General features: G+C 71.6%; 13 protein-coding genes. 1 reads left to right on the forward strand and 12 read right to left on the reverse strand.

What is annotated here, in order from left to right; all coding sequences use genetic code 11:
• Positions 1-27 precede the first annotated feature (27 nt).
• The 12 genes from ACFFCN_RS12150 to glmS form a co-directional block, all read right to left on the reverse strand.
• Positions 28-258: a hypothetical protein gene (locus ACFFCN_RS12150; protein WP_375491941.1), complete on the reverse strand. Its 231-nt coding sequence runs from the start codon at positions 256-258 to the stop codon at positions 28-30.
• The gene (gene tsaD / locus ACFFCN_RS12155; protein ID WP_375491943.1) at positions 255-1,274 is read right to left on the reverse strand and encodes a tRNA (adenosine(37)-N6)-threonylcarbamoyltransferase complex transferase subunit TsaD; all 1,020 of its coding nucleotides are present in this window, start codon (positions 1,272-1,274) and stop codon (positions 255-257) included. The genes ACFFCN_RS12150 and tsaD overlap by 4 nt, the downstream gene beginning before the upstream one ends.
• The gene (gene rimI, locus ACFFCN_RS12160; protein WP_375491945.1) at positions 1,271-1,735 is read right to left on the reverse strand and encodes a ribosomal protein S18-alanine N-acetyltransferase; all 465 of its coding nucleotides are present in this window, start codon (positions 1,733-1,735) and stop codon (positions 1,271-1,273) included. Before rimI ends, tsaD begins: the two co-directional genes overlap by 4 nt.
• Complete coding sequence (gene tsaB, locus ACFFCN_RS12165) at positions 1,732-2,406, reverse strand: tRNA (adenosine(37)-N6)-threonylcarbamoyltransferase complex dimerization subunit type 1 TsaB (protein ID WP_375491947.1); 675 nt, start codon at positions 2,404-2,406, stop codon at positions 1,732-1,734. The genes rimI and tsaB overlap by 4 nt, the downstream gene beginning before the upstream one ends.
• A 68-nt stretch (positions 2,407-2,474) precedes the next feature.
• Entirely contained in the window at positions 2,475-4,826 is a 2,352-nt protein-coding gene (locus ACFFCN_RS12170; protein WP_375491949.1) for a hypothetical protein, read from the reverse strand.
• A gap of 49 nt (positions 4,827-4,875) precedes the next feature.
• The gene (locus ACFFCN_RS12175; protein WP_375491951.1) at positions 4,876-7,008 is read right to left on the reverse strand and encodes a hypothetical protein; all 2,133 of its coding nucleotides are present in this window, start codon (positions 7,006-7,008) and stop codon (positions 4,876-4,878) included.
• Positions 7,009-7,376: 368 nt separating this feature from the next.
• Complete coding sequence (gene tsaE / locus ACFFCN_RS12180; RefSeq protein ID WP_375491964.1) at positions 7,377-7,913, reverse strand: tRNA (adenosine(37)-N6)-threonylcarbamoyltransferase complex ATPase subunit type 1 TsaE; 537 nt, start codon at positions 7,911-7,913, stop codon at positions 7,377-7,379.
• Between the two features lie 23 nt (positions 7,914-7,936).
• On the reverse strand, positions 7,937-9,055 hold the full coding sequence (gene alr / locus ACFFCN_RS12185) for an alanine racemase (RefSeq protein WP_375491953.1): 1,119 nt from the start codon (positions 9,053-9,055) through the stop codon (positions 7,937-7,939).
• Positions 9,056-9,298: 243 nt separating this feature from the next.
• Positions 9,299-10,735, reverse strand: coding sequence for an NAD(P)H-hydrate dehydratase (locus tag ACFFCN_RS12190; protein WP_375491955.1), 1,437 nt, complete (start codon positions 10,733-10,735; stop codon positions 9,299-9,301).
• A gap of 10 nt (positions 10,736-10,745) precedes the next feature.
• Positions 10,746-11,120, reverse strand: coding sequence for a holo-ACP synthase (locus ACFFCN_RS12195; RefSeq protein ID WP_375491956.1), 375 nt, complete (start codon positions 11,118-11,120; stop codon positions 10,746-10,748).
• A gap of 9 nt (positions 11,121-11,129) precedes the next feature.
• Positions 11,130-12,182: an NAD(P)/FAD-dependent oxidoreductase gene (locus ACFFCN_RS12200; RefSeq protein ID WP_375491957.1), complete on the reverse strand. Its 1,053-nt coding sequence runs from the start codon at positions 12,180-12,182 to the stop codon at positions 11,130-11,132.
• A gap of 119 nt (positions 12,183-12,301) precedes the next feature.
• A complete protein-coding gene (gene glmS / locus ACFFCN_RS12205) occupies positions 12,302-14,158 on the reverse strand; it encodes a glutamine--fructose-6-phosphate transaminase (isomerizing) (protein ID WP_375491958.1) in 1,857 nt (618 codons plus the stop codon).
• Positions 14,159-14,302: 144 nt separating this feature from the next.
• Here glmS and ACFFCN_RS12210 point away from each other — a divergent pair, with 144 nt between their 5' ends.
• On the forward strand, positions 14,303-15,874 hold the full coding sequence (locus ACFFCN_RS12210) for a GMC family oxidoreductase (RefSeq protein ID WP_375491960.1): 1,572 nt from the start codon (positions 14,303-14,305) through the stop codon (positions 15,872-15,874).
• Positions 15,875-15,950: the final 76 nt, after the last annotated feature.

Consider the following 15,950-nt stretch of genomic DNA (forward strand, 5'->3'; position numbering starts at 1 on the left):
TTGCGCCGCGAGGCAAGCTCGCGTTCGTCACACGCTGCGCGGTACGGGTGTGAACTTCCAGGTGTGCGGCGCCCGCGCGACCAGCTCGGGCGGCACGTCGCCGATGCCGCGACCGGTGCGGTCGATGACGACGACGCGGTCGTCGGCGCTGCGGTACACGTCCGCGGCCGGGTCGGCGGCACGTTCCACATGGGTGATCAACTCGGCGACCCGGCCCGGCGCGGCCTTCGCCTCCCACATCACCGTCCGGCTGCTCACAACTGCGCGCCGCGCAGCTCGACGGTGGGGATCGCGGCGAAGTCCGGTGGCGACGGCTTCGCGCCGTCGCGTACCAGCAGGTCGCCGATGGCGGCGATCATCGCGCCGTTGTCCGTGCACAGCCGCATCGGCGGCACCCGCAGCTCGATGCCCGCGGCGGTGCAGCGTTCCTGCGCCAGACCACGGATGCGGCTGTTCGCGGCGACGCCGCCCACGATCACGAGCGTGTCGATGTCATTGTCCCGGCAGGCCCGTAACGCCTTCGCGGTGAGCACGTCGGCCACCGCCTCCTGGAAACCGGCGGCGACGTCGTTGGCGTCCGCGTCCGGGTGCGCCTCGACGTAGCGGGCGACCGCCGTCTTCAGCCCGGAGAACGAGAAGCCGAGCGGCGGGTCGTTCCTGCCGGTGAGCGGGCGTGGGAAGCGGATGGCGTCCGGGTCGCCGGCACGCGCGGCGCGGTCGATCGACGGGCCGCCGGGGTAGGGCAGCCCGACGAGGCGCGCCACCTTGTCGAACGCCTCCCCCGCGGCGTCGTCGAGGGTGTCCGAGAGATGCTCGATCGGCGTGCGGACGAGGTCGTGCACCTTGAGCAGGGACGTGTGACCGCCGGAGACGATCAGCACGATGCTGCGCCCGGGCAACGGGCCGTGCTCGAGGGTGTCGGCCGCGGCGTGCCCGGCGAGGTGGTGCACGCCGTACAGCGGCACGTCGAGCGCGAGCGCGTAGGCCTTGGCGGCGGCCACGCCGACGTGCAGCGCGGTGGCGAGCCCCGGGCCTGCGGTGACGGCGACCGCACCGACGTCGTCCAGCGTCTTGTTCGCCTTCGCCAACGCGGCGTGCACGGTCGGCGTCATGGCCTGCAGGTGTGCGCGGGCGGCGATCTCGGGCACGACGCCGCCGAAGCGCGCGTGCTCGGCCATGCTGCTGGCGAGCGCGTCGCCGAGCAGCACGCCGTCCTCGACGAGTCCGACGCCGGTCTCGTCGCAGGACGTCTCGATGCCCAGGACGACGGTCACGGTGCCAGCTCCTTGCGCATGGTGACGGCGTCGACGCGACCGCCATCGTAGTAACCGCGGCGTACGCCGATCTCGGCGAAGCCTTCGGTGGCGTACAGCGTGCGCGCGGCCGGGTTGTCGACGCGGACTTCGAGGAACGCCTCGTCAGCGCCGCGTCGCCGCGCTTCGGCGAGCAGGTCCGCGACGAGCGCGCGGGCGATGCCGCGGCGGCGCGCGTGCGGCACGACGCCGACGGTGAAGATCTCGGAGGTCTCCCAAAAAAAAAAAAAAAAAACCCAGCCGAGCAGTGCGCGCTCGACGTCCTCGGCGGCGACGTAGTGCCGGCGCCGGGTGTCGGCGAGCTCGCTGCGGTAACCGGCGCGCGACCACGCCTCGGTGCCGAACATCTCGCGCTCGTAGGGCAGCAGCGCGTCGAGGTGCGCGTCGGTCATGGCGACGACGTGCACGGTCGCGGCGCTCACTGCGTCACCATCTTGCGGGTGCCGGGAACGACGGCATCCGGGCGGCGCAGATATGCCGGGATCAGCGGCTCGCTCGGCGCGTGGGCGCGGACGCGGTCGGCGGCGCGGCGGGCCAGCGCGTCCGGCTCGGGGTATCGCTCGGGGCGCCTGCGCAGCTGCGGCCACACGTCTGCGTACAGCTCGCCGCCGGCGCCGGCCGCGGCGGTGATACCGCCGACGTCCACCTCGGCCGGCCGGTCGACGGCGATGTCGTCCGTGCGGCGGCCGTGTGCATAACGGGCGTGGTAGACCTCGCGGCGCCGGGCATCGGTGGCGACGAGCAGCGCAGGCTCGTCGGCGCACGCGAGGGCGATCGCGTCGAGCGGACTCACGCCGTACGTCGGGGCGCCGACCGCGTCGGCGAATGCCGCCGCGGTGGCCAGCCCGACCCGCAGGCTGGTGTACGGCCCGGGGCCGGTGCCGGCGACGACGGCGCCGATGTTTCGCGGCCGCGCACCGGCGTCGGCCAGGCAGTCCGCGATGTTCGGGCTGAGCAGCTCGCCGTGCCCGCGCGCGGCCAACGGCGAGCGCGCGGCGAGGACGGCGACGTCCGCCCGGCCCGCGAGGTCAGGCACGTCGACCACGGCAGCCACGACGGCCGCGGACGACGTGTCGATCACGAGCACCAGCACCGAGCCAGCCTAGTTCGCGGCGTCCGCATGTGCGGCAGGCGCCGGACGGCGCAGCCTGGCGGCAGCGCTCAGCTGCGCGCCTCGAGGAAGGCGTCCAGCGGATCCCCCGAGTCGTTCGTCGACGGGCTGCCGCTGCCGAGCGCGACGCACCGTATGGTGCTCGTGCAGGACACCCCGACGAGATAACCGTGTTCTAGCGTCCCGAGCGGCGGATGATCCGCTGACCAGGAACCCGCGTGCAACGTCTGGGCCAGCGGCGTATCGGTTCCGTCCTCGTAGGCCCCGCCGTTGTCGAGCCCCACAGCCGTGCACTCGCCGACGGCGACGCACGAGACGGCAATCAGGGAGTTACGTCCCCGGCCGTAGACGCTGGGCAGCGTCTGCTCACGCACATCTTGCGCGTCGACGGTCACCGCCAGGGCGCCGGCGCTGTTCTTGCCCACGGCCTCGCACGTCGTCGCACCCGCGGGGCACGAGACGCCGAAAAGGTAGCTCTCGTCGGACAACGTCTGCGGCGTCCAGGTGGACCCGGACAGTCGCTCGACGAGTCCGTTTCCGGGCTGGTACCCGCTGCCGTCCTGATAGGCGGTCCCGACCGCGACGCAGGAACCGGCCGCCGCGCACGAGATCGACTCCAGCTGCGCGGCGGAGTACCCGCTGGGGACGTCGAGGGTCCGCGCGGTCCAGGTACTGCCCGACAACTGCTCGACGATCGGCAAGCCGGGTTGAACCTCGTCGTCGGAATCGAAGCGGTGGCCGACAGCGATACAGGACGTCGCCGTGGTGCAGCTGACTGCCTGGAGCTGGGTCTGGGCGGAACCACCGACGGCCGGCAGTGACGATGCGCTCCAGTGACCGCCGCTCAGCGTCTCCACGAGTGGGACGGAGCTGTCGTTGTACTGGGAGGACGTGTAGCCGACGGCGACGCAATCGGTGGTGGACGTGCACGACACCGCGGTCAGGTACGGCGCGCCGCCGGCAGCCGTCTTCGGCAGCTTCTCGGCCGTCACCACGCCGCCGTCCAGGGTGAAGGCCACCGCAGAGTCCGGCGGGAAGATGCCGGGGTTGTGACCGCCGGTAGCACCGGCGGCGACACAGTGGGTGCTGGTCGCGCAGCTCACCCCGCCGGAAAAGGTCTCGCCGTCCAACTGGGGCAGGTTGGTGAACTGCCACGGGTTGGCGCGGACGTAACCGGCGACGTCGGCGATGACCGGGGTGGAACCGGTGGCACCGTTGTAGATGCTGATCTTGCCGTCGTCGCCGACCGGGACGACGGCCAGGTTGGCGACGGTGCTGCCCGTGCCGAAGTTCAGGTTCGACGCCGTCGGCCGGTCCTCGCCGTCGGCGAACGCCGTGACGTAACCGCTGCGCGTGGGCCGGGTCACCGTCAGGTTCAGCACGACCGCGGAGATGCGGCCGGCGGGCACCCCGCCACGGCCGGCGACCTGCACGTCGATCGTCGCCTGCGCACCAGGCGTGCTCGCGCCGTTACCGGACCGCGTGTCGAGCACCCGCGCGGGCGGCACGGCAGTGAACGTGCCGGCACGAGCGGCAGTCCCCGAGCGGTAGTAGCCGGCGACATCGCCGATCACCGGGGTCGACCCACCCGACCCGTTGAAGATATTGATCTTCCCGTCGCTGCCCACCGGGACGACCGCCAACGTCGCCACCGTGCTGCCCGCCGGGAAGTTGACGTTCGACGCGACCGGCCGCGCGGCGCCGGCAGCGTAGGCCGTGAGATAGCCGCCCTTCGCCGCGCGGGTGACGGTCAGATTGACCGCCACCGCGGACACACCACTCGTCGGCACCCCGCCCCTGCCGCCCACCTGCATGCTGATCGTGGCGTTTGCGCCGGGCGTCGACGCGCCGACGCGTGAGCGTGTGTCCAGCACACGGGAGGGCGTGACAGAGCTGAAGCTCCCCGGCAGGGACGCGCTACCCGACACGTAATAGCCGGCGACATCGCCGATCACCGGCGTCGAGCCCGCCGACCCGTTGTACAGGGTGATCTTCCCGTCCGCGCTGACCGGCACGATCGCCAGATTCGCCACCGTCTTCGCAGCGGGGAAGTCGAGGTTCGACGTCCCGGGCCGCGGCGCGCCGGTGGCGTACGCGGTCAGATATCCACCGGCTGATGCACCGGTCACCGTCAGATTGATGGCGACCGCGCCCACCGGTCCGAAGCTGTCGCCGATCGACACGGTGATCGTCTTGTCGGCCGCCGGCGTCGACGCCCCGATGCGATAACGCGTGTCGAGAATGCGTGTCGGTGCGACCGGGGTGAACGTGCCCGGGCCGTCACCGGGATCGCTTGCCACCGCCGTCGGCTGAGCCTGCGGCCTCGCGTTCGCGACGGACGGTGCGACAAGCAGCCCGAGGACTGCGGCAACGGCCGTAAGCAGGCCGACCAGACGATGCATCGCGGTGTCTTCTCCTCCGACGCGGTTCATTCGGCCGACATTCTTGCGACTAGCTGCGTGCCTCGACGAAGCCCTCGTAGGCACCCGAGTCCGAGTCCACCTGCCCGGTGCCGATCGCGACGCAGTGTGTCGAGCTCGAGCAGGACACACCCAGCAGATTGCCCGTGTACAGATCGTTGCCCGCGAAGTTCGACGGACCGAACGGCGGGTGATCGGCAGACCACGAACCGGCGTGCAGCGTCTGCGTGAGCGGTTCGACGCCGTCCCCACCGCCGTCGCCGCCGACGGCGGTGCACTCGCCGACCGCGACGCAGGAGACCGATTCGAGCTCTCCGCCGAGATGTCCGTCGACGTCGGGCAGCGTCTGCGGCACCACGGCGCTCGCATCGATCGTTGCGACAAGGGCATGGTTACCGGCGGCGCCGACGGCCAGGCAACTCGAGCTCGAGAAGCACGTCAGCCCGTTCAGCGTGTCGTCGTCCTTCGGCGACCCGATCGACGCCACCACCTGCGGCGTCCAAGTGGTTCCGGACAGCCGGTCGACGATCGCATCGGACGGGACCTCGCCGGTGCTGGTCTTGTCCGCGGCGCCGACGGCCACGCACTGCGCCGCGGCCGAACACACGACCGCGTTCAGCCTCGCCCCGGTGTAGCCGCTGGGCACGTCGAGGGTCTGCTCGGTCCACGTGTTCCCGGACAGCTGCTCGACGATCGGCAGACCGTCACCGTCGTACGGCCCGTCGTGGCTGGCGACGGCATTGCCGACCGCGATGCACGATGTCGCCGACGTGCAGCTGATTCCACGCAGAAAGGTGTGTTCGCGGCCGGCCACCTGCGGCAGGGCGGTAGCGGTCCACTGACCGCCGCTCAGCCGTTCCACCAGCGGTACGTCCGGATAGCCGGCCATGCGCTCGGTCGATCCGACGGCCACGCACTCCGTCTCGGACGTGCACGACACCGCCTCCAGCTGCGGTGATTCACCGGTGATGGCTGCGGGCAGCTTCTGCGAGGTCCACGTGCCGCCGTCCAGCGTGTCGGCCACTGACGCGTCCGGGTCGATCATCTGCGACCCGTAGGCGGGGTCCTCGCTGCCGACGGCCACGCAGTGGGTGCTCGTCACGCAGCTCAGCCCGTCGATCCGCGATTCCTTTTCCGCCGTCGGCAGGTGCGCGTACTGCCACGGGTTGTCCCGGACATAGCCCGTCACATCGGCGATGACCGGACTCGAACCCGTCGATCCGTTGTAGATGCTGATCTTGCCGTCGTCGCCGACCGGGACGACGGCCAGGTTGGCGACGGTGCTGCCCGTGCCGAAGTTCAGGTTCGACGCCGTCGGCCGGTCCTCGCCGTCGGCGAACGCCGTGACGTAACCGCTGCGCGTGGGCCGGGTCACCGTCAGGTTCAGCACGACCGCGGAGATGCGGCCGGCGGGCACCCCGCCACGGCCGGCGACCTGCACGTCGATCGTCGCCTGCGCACCAGGCGTGCTCGCGCCGTTACCGGACCGCGTGTCGAGCACCCGCGCGGGCGGCACGGCAGTGAACGTGCCGGCACGAGCGGCAGTCCCCGAGCGGTAGTAGCCGGCGACATCGCCGATCACCGGGGTCGACCCACCCGACCCGTTGAAGATATTGATCTTCCCGTCGCTGCCCACCGGGACGACCGCCAACGTCGCCACCGTGCTGCCCGCCGGGAAGTTGACGTTCGACGCGACCGGCCGCGCGGCGCCGGCAGCGTAGGCCGTGAGATAGCCGCCCTTCGCCGCGCGGGTGACCGTCAGATTGACCGCCACCGCGGACACACCACTGCTCGGCACGCCGCCCCTGCCGCCCACCTGCACGCCGATGGTGGCGTTTGCGCCAGGCGTCGACGCACCCAGGCGCGACCGCGTGTCGAGTACCCGCGAGGGGGCGACGGATGCGAAGCCGCCCGGTGGCGGGGTGCTGCCGGCCGTGTAGTAGCCCACGACATCGCCGATCACCGGCGTGGAACCGGACGACCCGTTGTAGATGGTGATCTTGTCGTCCGAGCTGATCGGCACGATCGCCAGATTCGCCACGGTTTTCTTGGCGGCGAAATCGAGGTTCGACGTCGTCGGACGAGCAGCGCCCGCCGCGTATGCCGTCAAATAGCCCCCGTCAGCCGCTCCGGTGACAGTCAGATTGATCGCGACAGCACTCACTTCGCCGTTGATAGCGCAACAAAGCTGCCTGTCCAACGACACGGTGATCGTCTTGTGTGCGGCCGGAGTCGAGGCGCCAAGACGAGAACGGGTGTCCAGAACCCGCCTCGAGTCCAGCGGCGTGAACGTCCCCGGACCGTCGCCGGGATCGCCGGGAACCCCGTTCGTCACAACCGACTGCGGTTGCGCACCGGTTCGATCGGCTGGAGCCGCCTCAGCCGTGGATGGTGCGGCTAGCAGGCCGACGAACGCAACAGCGGCAGTCAGCAGACCGACGAAACGATGCATGGTGACGCCCTCTCGTTGACGCAAGGTGATCACGTATGTACTTAAGGTTCGCTTATGGACCGTCGGCCGACCTGTTCGGGTCAGGTCGCTGCCCCGAGGTCGACCAGACGTGCTACGCGGGCCGCCCAGTCGCCGCCGTGCGGGTACAGCGTCGCGGTGCGCGTCTCGGAGTCCGCGGCACGGTCCAGGACGATCTCCAGCCACGACTGCGCGAGCCGCTCCACCATTCCGGCGCCCCATTCGACGACGGTCACCGAGCTCGCGATGTCGACGTCGAGATCGAGGTCGTCGACCTCGTCGAGCGAGCCGAGGCGGTAGGCGTCGACGTGCACGAGGGTCGGCCCGCTCGGCGCGTTGGGCGGGTGGATGCGCGCGATGACGAACGTCGGCGAGGCGATGCGGCCCTGCACGTCCAGTCCGGCACCGATGCCCTGCACGAGCGCCGTTTTGCCCGCGCCGAGCGGTCCGGTGAGCACCACGAGGTCGCCGCGCTCGAGCACGCCGGCCAGCCGCAGGCCGAAGTCGTGCGTGTCGCCCGCTGTCGGCAGCGACACCGTACGCACCGCGAGCGCATCGCGGGACTCCGCGGACACGTGCAGCCGCGGCCCGACCGGCATCCCCGGCCCGTGCAGCGGCCCGCTCACGCGTCCGATCCGGTGTAGCTGCGCCGCACCCGCGGACCGATGCGGGTGACGATCTCGTAGTGGATGGTGCCGGCGGCGTCCGCCCAGTCCTGCGCCGTCGGTCCGCCGTCGCGGCCCGAGCCGAACAGCACCACCGGGTCACCGGGGGCGACGTCCAGGTCGCCGACGTCGACGACGAACTGGTCCATGCACACCCGGCCGTCGACGGTGAACCGCCGGCCGCCGATCGACACGGGGCCACGGTTGCCCGCGTGCCGCGGCACGCCGTCGGCGTAACCCAGCGGTACCAACACCAGCGTGGTGTCACGCGTCGTCGTGTACTCGTGGCCGTAGGACACGCCCTCGCCGGCGCGCACCCGCTTCACCGACGCGGCACCGGCGTGCAGCGTCATCGCCGGCGTCAGCCCGTACGAACCGGGCACCGGCGGCAACCCGTACACCGCGATACCCGGCCGGACGAGGTCGAAGTGCGCGGACGGCAGGGTCAGGGTCGCGGCGGAGTTCGCGATGTGCCGCAGCTGCGGCACGACGCCGAGCCGTGCGGCGGCGTCGAGCGCGGCCTCGAACGCCATGACCTGTTTCGCGATGGTCGGGTGGCCCGGCTCGTCGGCGTAGGCGAAGTGACTCCAGATCCCGACGACCTCGACCTCCGCGGCCGCCTGTGCCTTGGCCGCGGCCGTGACGAGCTCGGGCCAGTCGTCGACGTACGCGCCGTTGCGCGAGAGCCCGGTGTCGATCTTGAGGTGGATGCGCGCGGCGCTGCCCGCGGCCTGCGCCGCGGCAAGCACGGCGTCCAGCTGCCAGGTGCTGCTGACCGAGAGGTCGACGTCGGCGGCGACGGCACGGGCGACCGTCTCGACCTCGTCGGGCGTCCACAACCACGCGAGCAACCGCGCGTCGATACCCGCCTCGCGCAACGCCACCGCCTCGCCGACGATCGCCGTGCCCAGCCACGTCGCTCCCCCGGCGAGCGCGGCCCGCGCGGACGGCAGCAGGCCGTGCCCGTAACCGTCGGCCTTGACGACCGCCATGACCTCGGCAGGTGTCCCCGCCTTCATCGCCGCGACGTTCTCGCGGATGGCGGCCAGGTCGATGACGGCCTCGGTACGTTCCACGGCCTCGATTGTCCCAGGCCGCCGCGTGCGACGGGCACCGCCGCGACACGAACCGGCCGCCCCCCGGGACGGCGGGCGTGTCGCAGCGGGACCGATGGTGGGTGTCCGCGGAAACGCCAACTATCCGTCGCTTCGGTGACCGATAGTTGGCGTTTCTCCGGACAGCCGGTCCGACCCGCGTCGTGTCGCACCCGGCCCACGATCGGTCTCCGCGCAAACGGCCGTGTGCTCTGCCCGGTGCGCTCAGCCGGCGCGCACGAGCTGCAGGGCAGCGCGCAGCGCGTCGAGCACGTCGTTCGACGACGGCGGCCCGGACCGCGCCGCGAGCTGCCCGGCCACGCCGTGCACATGCGCAGCGGCCGCTGCAGCCAGTGGCGGCTCGACGCCGGACGCGAGCAGCGAGCCGATCAATCCGCTGAGCACGTCGCCGCTGCCGGCGGTGCCGAGCCACGGCGTGCCCGTGCGGTTGATCCACGCCCGGCCGTCCGGCGCGGCGACGATCGTCGCGTCGCCCTTGAGCAGCATGATGACGCCCAGATCCTGCGCCGCCTGCCGCGCGCTCGCCAGCCGATCCGCGGACGGACCGTCGGCCACCCGCGCGAATTCGCGGTCGTGTGGGGTGAGCACGGTGGGCGCCGTGCGCTCGCGCAGCAGCTCCGGGTGCTCGCCGAGCAGCGTGATGGCGTCCGCGTCGACGAGTACGGGCACGTCGGTGCCCAGCACGTCGGCCAGCAGGTCGCGGGCGGCGTCGTCGGTGCCGATGCCCGAGCCCACCGCCCACGCCTGGACCCGCTGCTCGGACGGCTTGGCACCCCGCTCGACGACGACCTCGGGGTACTTGGCCTGGATGGTGTCCGCGGCCGAGCCCGCGTAACGCACCATGCCCGCGCCGCCGCTGATCGCCGCCCCGGTCGAGAGCACACCCGCACCCGGATAGTCGGCGGAGCCGGACACCATGCCGACGACGCCGCGGGTGTACTTGTCGTCGGCCGCGGTGGGTGTGGGCAGCAGCTCGGCGACGTCGGCGGCCTCCAGCACGAAGGTCGACGCCTCGGGCAGCGTCGCGTCCAGTCCGATGTCGACGAAGCGGAGTTCACCGACGCGTTCGGAACCGACGCCGACCAGCAGGCCGGGTTTGAGTGCACCGAACGTGACGGTGACGTCGGCGTGGATCGTGTCGTCGCCGACCTCCCCGGTGCGCGCGTCGACGCCGGACGGCACGTCCACGGCAACGGTCGTGACGTCGCGAGCCGCCCGCGCCAACGGCACGGCGGCGTCGCGCAGTCCGCCGCGGCCGCCGATGCCCACGATGCCGTCGAGCACGAGGTCCGCACGGCGCACCACGTCCGGGTCCGGCGCCGCGGTCACCCCGCCCGCGCGGACGAGCGCGTCGCGACCGCCCTCGTGCACCCGGCCCTCGTCGAGCAGCAGCGCCGTGACGTGCGCGCCGCGGCGCGCGAGTGCGGCGCCGGCGTACAGCGCGTCACCGCCGTTGTTCCCCGCGCCGACCAGGACGACCACGTGCGCGCCGTACACCCCACCCAGGCGATCCTGCAGCAGCCGGAAACACTCGACCGCGAGACCGTTCGCGGCGCGCGCCATGAGCGCGCCGTCGGGCAGTCGGGCCATCAACGCCTCTTCGGCCGCCTGCACCTCGTCGACCGTGTACACGCCGCGCATGCCGCAGGTCCTACCCGGTTTCCGCGACGACCGTCGCCGCCGCGATGCCGCCGTCGTGCGACAGCGAGACGTGCAGCCGAGTCACACCGAGCGAGTCGGCGCGCTCCTGCACGGTGCCGCGGGTGACGAGCGACGGGCGGCCGGCGTCGTCGAGCACGACCTCGGCGTCCGTCCACTCCATCCCGCCGCCCGCACCGAGCGACTTCGCGAGTGCCTCCTTGGCCGCGAAGCGCGCGGCCAGTGACTCGGCGCTGCGTGGTGCGCCGCCCGCGGTGATCTGCTCGGCCGCGGTGAACAGTCGGTCGGCGAGCGACGGCGTGCGGCGCAGCGAGGCCGCGAAGCGCTCCACGGGCACCACGTCGATGCCGACGCCGACCACGGGCATACGCGGGCGTCAGGCCGTCGGGGACGCGGTCGGTGCCGGCTCGCCGGGTTCGGGTGCGTAGTCGGACAGGTGGCCGGGGAACGCCGAGACGCCGGGGTTGAGGTAGGCGGCGGCGTTGTTCACCGCGGTGGCGATCTCGCCGAAGCCGGTCGCGATGAGCTTGACCTTGCCGTCGTAGTCGACGATGTCGCCGGCCGCGTAGATGCCGGGCACCGTGGTGCGGCCCATGGAGTCGACGACGATCTGCCGCTTGCGGATGTCGATGCCCCACTCGAGCAGCGGGCCGAGGTTGGCGGTGAAGCCGAGCGCGGCCACCAGCTTGTCGCACTTGAGCGTCGTCGGCTCGTCGTCGCCCTTGACGGTGACCTCGACCTCGTCGACGTCCGGGACGCCGCGCACCTGCGACACCTGCGCGTCGGTGATGATCGAGACCGACGACGCACGCAACAGGTCGACCGAGTGCGGGTGGGCCCGGAACTCGGCGCGCCGGTGGACAACCGTGACCGACGCCGCGATCGGTTCGAGCATCAGCGCCCAGTCGAGGGCGGAGTCGCCGCCACCGACGACGACGACATGCTCGTCGGCGTACACGGCCGGGTCGGGAACGAAGTGCACCATGCCGCGGCCGAGGTACTCGCTGCCCGTCGGCAGCGGGCGCGGCGTGAACGTGCCGATGCCGCCGGTGATCGCGATGGCGCGCGTGACGATGCGGTGTCCGGTCGAGGTGGTGATCGCGAAGGTGCCGCCGGGCTCGTCCGGGCCGGCGCCGGGGCGGCGTTCGAGTCCGACGGCCTGATGCCCCAACAAGTACTTCGGGTCGAACGGAGCCGCCTGTGCCAGCAACTGCTCGACGAGCTCGCGGCCCTTGATCGCCGGGAAGCCCGCGACGTCGAAGATCGCCTTCTCCGGATACATCGCGGTGATCTGGCCGCCCGGCTCTTCCAGCGAGTCCAGCACCGCCGTCGACAGCTTGCGCACGCCGGCGTAGTACGCACCGAACAAGCCCACCGGGCCGGCGCCGACGATCAGCAGGTCCACCTCATGGGCTGCGGCGAGCGTCACAACCCGACCATAACCCCGCCTCCACGCCAACCCGTGATCAACAGTCGTTTTCGCGCACCGGAGAGACCATTACCTGCTGTTGATCAACGAGAGGGGGACGGAGAGGCCAAAGCTGGGCGTCACTCCACGGTGACCGACTTGGCGAGGTTCCGGGGCTTGTCGATGTCGTACCCGCGTTCCTGCGCGATCGTCGCCGCGAGCACCTGCAACGGCACGGTGGTGACGAACGGCGTCAGCAGCGTCGGCACCCGCGGCACCTCGACGAAGTCGGCGGCGAGCTTGCGGGCCGCGTCGTCGTCCGGCTCGCCGATGACGATGGTGCGCGCGCCGCGGGCGCGGATCTCGGCAAGGTTGGACAGCATCTTCTGGTGCAGCACGCTGCGCCCGGACGGCGACGGCATGACGACGACCACGGGCAGGTCCTGCTCGATCAGGGCGATCGGGCCGTGCTTGAGCTCGCCGGCCGGGAAACCCTCGGCATGCATGTACGCGAGCTCCTTGAGCTTCAACGCGCCCTCGAGCGCCACCGGGTAACCCATGTGCCGGCCGAGGAACAGCACCGCCTTGGTGTGCGCGATCTCGCGGCCGATGCGGCGCACCGCGTCGACGTTGCCGAGCGTCTGCGCAATGGCGTCCGGCATGCGGCACAGCGCGTCGTACTCGCGCACGACCTCATCGGCGTACTTGGTGCCGCGCGCCTGCGCGAGCGCCAGCCCGACGAGCTCGACGGCCGCGACCTGCGCGACGAACGTCTTCGTGGCCGCGACGCCGATCTCCGGGCCCGCGTGCGTGTAGAGCACGGCGCCCGACTCGCGTGGGATCTGCGCACCGTTCGTGTTGCAGATCGCCAGCACCTTGGCGCGCTGGTCGACGGCGTGCCGCACCGCCTCGAGCGTGTCGGCCGTCTCGCCGGACTGGCTGATCGCGACGACGAGCGTCTGCCGGTCGAGCACCGGGTCGCGGTAGCGGAACTCCGAGGCCATCTCGACCTCGACCGGGATGCGCGTCCAGTGCTCGATCACCTGCTTGCCGATCAGCCCGGAGTGGTACGCGGTACCGCAGGCGACGATGAACAGCTTGTCGACGTCACGCAGCTCCTGGATGTCGAGGCGCTGCTCGTCGAGCACGATCTTGCCGTCGACGAGGTGGCCGAGCAGTGTGTCGGACACCGCCCGCGGCTGCTCGGCGATCTCCTTCAGCATGAAGTACTCGTAGCCGCCCTTCTCGGCCGCGGTGAGATCCCAGTCGATGTGGAAGTGCCGGCCTTGGGCCTCGACGCCGTGGAAGTCGGTGATCGTGTAGCCGTCGCGGGTGATCTCGACGACCTGGTCCTGACCGAGCTCGACGGCCTCGCGGGTGAATTCGATGAACGCCGCGACGTCGCTGCCGAGGAACGTCTCGCCGTCGCCGACGCCGAGCACCAGCGGCGAGTTGCGGCGCGCGGCCACGACGACGTCCGGGTCGTCGCGATCGAGCAGGACGAGCGTGAACGCCCCGTGCAGCTGGCGGCACACTGCACGCACCGCGTCGGCGAGCGACGCGGCCGGCTCGGCACGCAGATGCGCGGCCACGAGGTGCGCGACGGCCTCGGTGTCGGTGTCACTCGCGAACTCGACGCCGTCGCTTTCGAGCGCAGCGCGCAACTCGGCGAAATTCTCGATGATGCCGTTGTGCACGACCGCGATCCGGCCGTCGGCGCTGATGTGCGGGTGCGCGTTGCGGTCGTTGGGGGCGCCGTGGGTGGCCCACCTGGTGTGTCCCATGCCCGACGTGCCGACGATCGGGCCGTCCGCGCGCTCGGCGATCAGCTTGTCCAGGTTCTCGATGCGTCCGGCCTTCTTGGCCACCTGGAGGGTGTCGTCGCCGATGATCGCGACACCTGCCGAGTCGTAGCCGCGATATTCCAGCCGGCGCAGGCCCTCGACCACGACCTCGAGGGCAGGCCGGGCCCCGACGTATCCCACGATGCCGCACATGGCCACCAGCTTAAACGTCGGTGGCCCGGCGGCCGGTCGAACTCGGGGACGTTTCCGTCAATAGCCGGACAAAGACGGCGCGCTGTCGGCAGCCGCGTCACCCGCGTAGGTTGCTGACACACGGGCGGCGCGAGAGGGCGACACATGGATGACAGCTTCGATTACGTGATCGTCGGCGCCGGCTCGGCGGGCTGCGTGCTGGCGAACCGGCTCGGCGCCGACCCCGGCGTGCGGATCGCCGTCGTGGAGGCCGGCCCGCGCGATCGCAGCCCGAACGTCAAGATCCCGGCCGCGTTCACGAAGCTGTTCCACACCAAGTACGACTGGGACCTGTTCACCACCTCGCAGCCCGAGCTCAAGGCGCGCGAGCTGTACTGGCCGCGCGGGCGCACGCTCGGCGGCTCGTCGTCGCTGAACGCGCAGATGTGGGTGCGCGGCGCGCAGGCCGACTACGACGCCTGGGGCGCGCAGGCGCCGGGTTGGGACTTCGACGCGGTGCTGCCGTACTTCCGGCGCGCCGAGAACCGCGTCGGCAGCAACAACGGCGGCGTCTACGGCACGGGAGGCCCGCTCTACATCGAGGAGCTGCGCGACCCGAACCCGCTGCGCGCCGCGTTCTTCGCCGCGTGCACGGAGGCCGGGCACGCCCGGCTCGGCGAACTCAACGAGCCGGCCATCAACGGCTTCGCACCGACGCCGGTGACGCAGCGCCGCGGTCGGCGGTGGAGTGCCGCCGACGGCTACCTGCGTCCGGCGCTCAAACGTGGCAACGTCACGCTGTTCGTGGGGGCGCTCGCCCAGCGCGTCGAGCTGGCGGACGGGCGGGCCACCGGCGTGCAGATCCGCACCGCCAAGGGCACCCGGCGGACGCTGCGCGCCACCCGCGAGGTGCTGCTGTGCGCGGGCGCGATCCATTCGCCGCACCTGCTGCAGCTGTCCGGCATCGGCGCCGCCGACGTGCTCGCCGCAGCGGGCATCACGCAGACCGTCGCGAGCGACGGCGTCGGCCGCGGCCTGCAGGACCACCTGTCGGTGCCGGTCGTCATGTTCACCCGCGAGGGCGGCACGCTCGTCGACGCGGAGAAGCCGGTCAACCTGGTGAAGTACCTCGCGCAGCGGCGCGGCATGTTGACCTCGAACGTCGGCGAGGGCGTGCTGTTCGGCCGCTCGTCGCCGGAGCTTGCCGAGCCCGACCTGGAGTTCATCTTCGCGCCGGTGCCGTTCTTGAACCACGGGCAGGACGATCCGCCCGGGCACGGCATCACCATCGGCGTCATCCTGCTGCAGCCCGAGTCGAGCGGCACGGTGACCGCGCGATCGGCCGACGCGTCGGTGCCGCCGGTGATCGAGCCGGCGTACCTGCGCGACCCGCGCGATCTCGACCGGCTTGTCTCCGGGGTGCGGCAGGCGCAGGAGCTGTTCACGGCGGGGCCACTGCAGGCGCTCGTCGGCGAGACGATGTTCCCGACGCCGGACCAGGTCGACCTCGACGAGTACGTCCGCAGCGGCGCCGAGACGCTGTACCACCCGACCGGCACCTGCCGGATGGGCACGGACGACGCCGCGGTGGTGGACGAGTCGCTGCGGCTGCGCGGCGTGGACGGAGTACGCGTGGTGGACGCGTCGGTGATGCCGCAGATCATCCGCGGGCACACGCACGCGCCGACGGTGATGATCGCCGAGCGGGCCGCCGACCTCATCCGCGCAGCACCGTAGCCTCAGTGATCAACAGTCGGTAGTGGTCGTTATGGCGGCCATTACCGACTGTTGATCACCTGGGTGGGGACTCGGG

Source organism: uncultured Jatrophihabitans sp., assembly GCF_964246335.1.
GTDB lineage: Bacteria > Actinomycetota > Actinomycetes > Mycobacteriales > Jatrophihabitantaceae > Jatrophihabitans.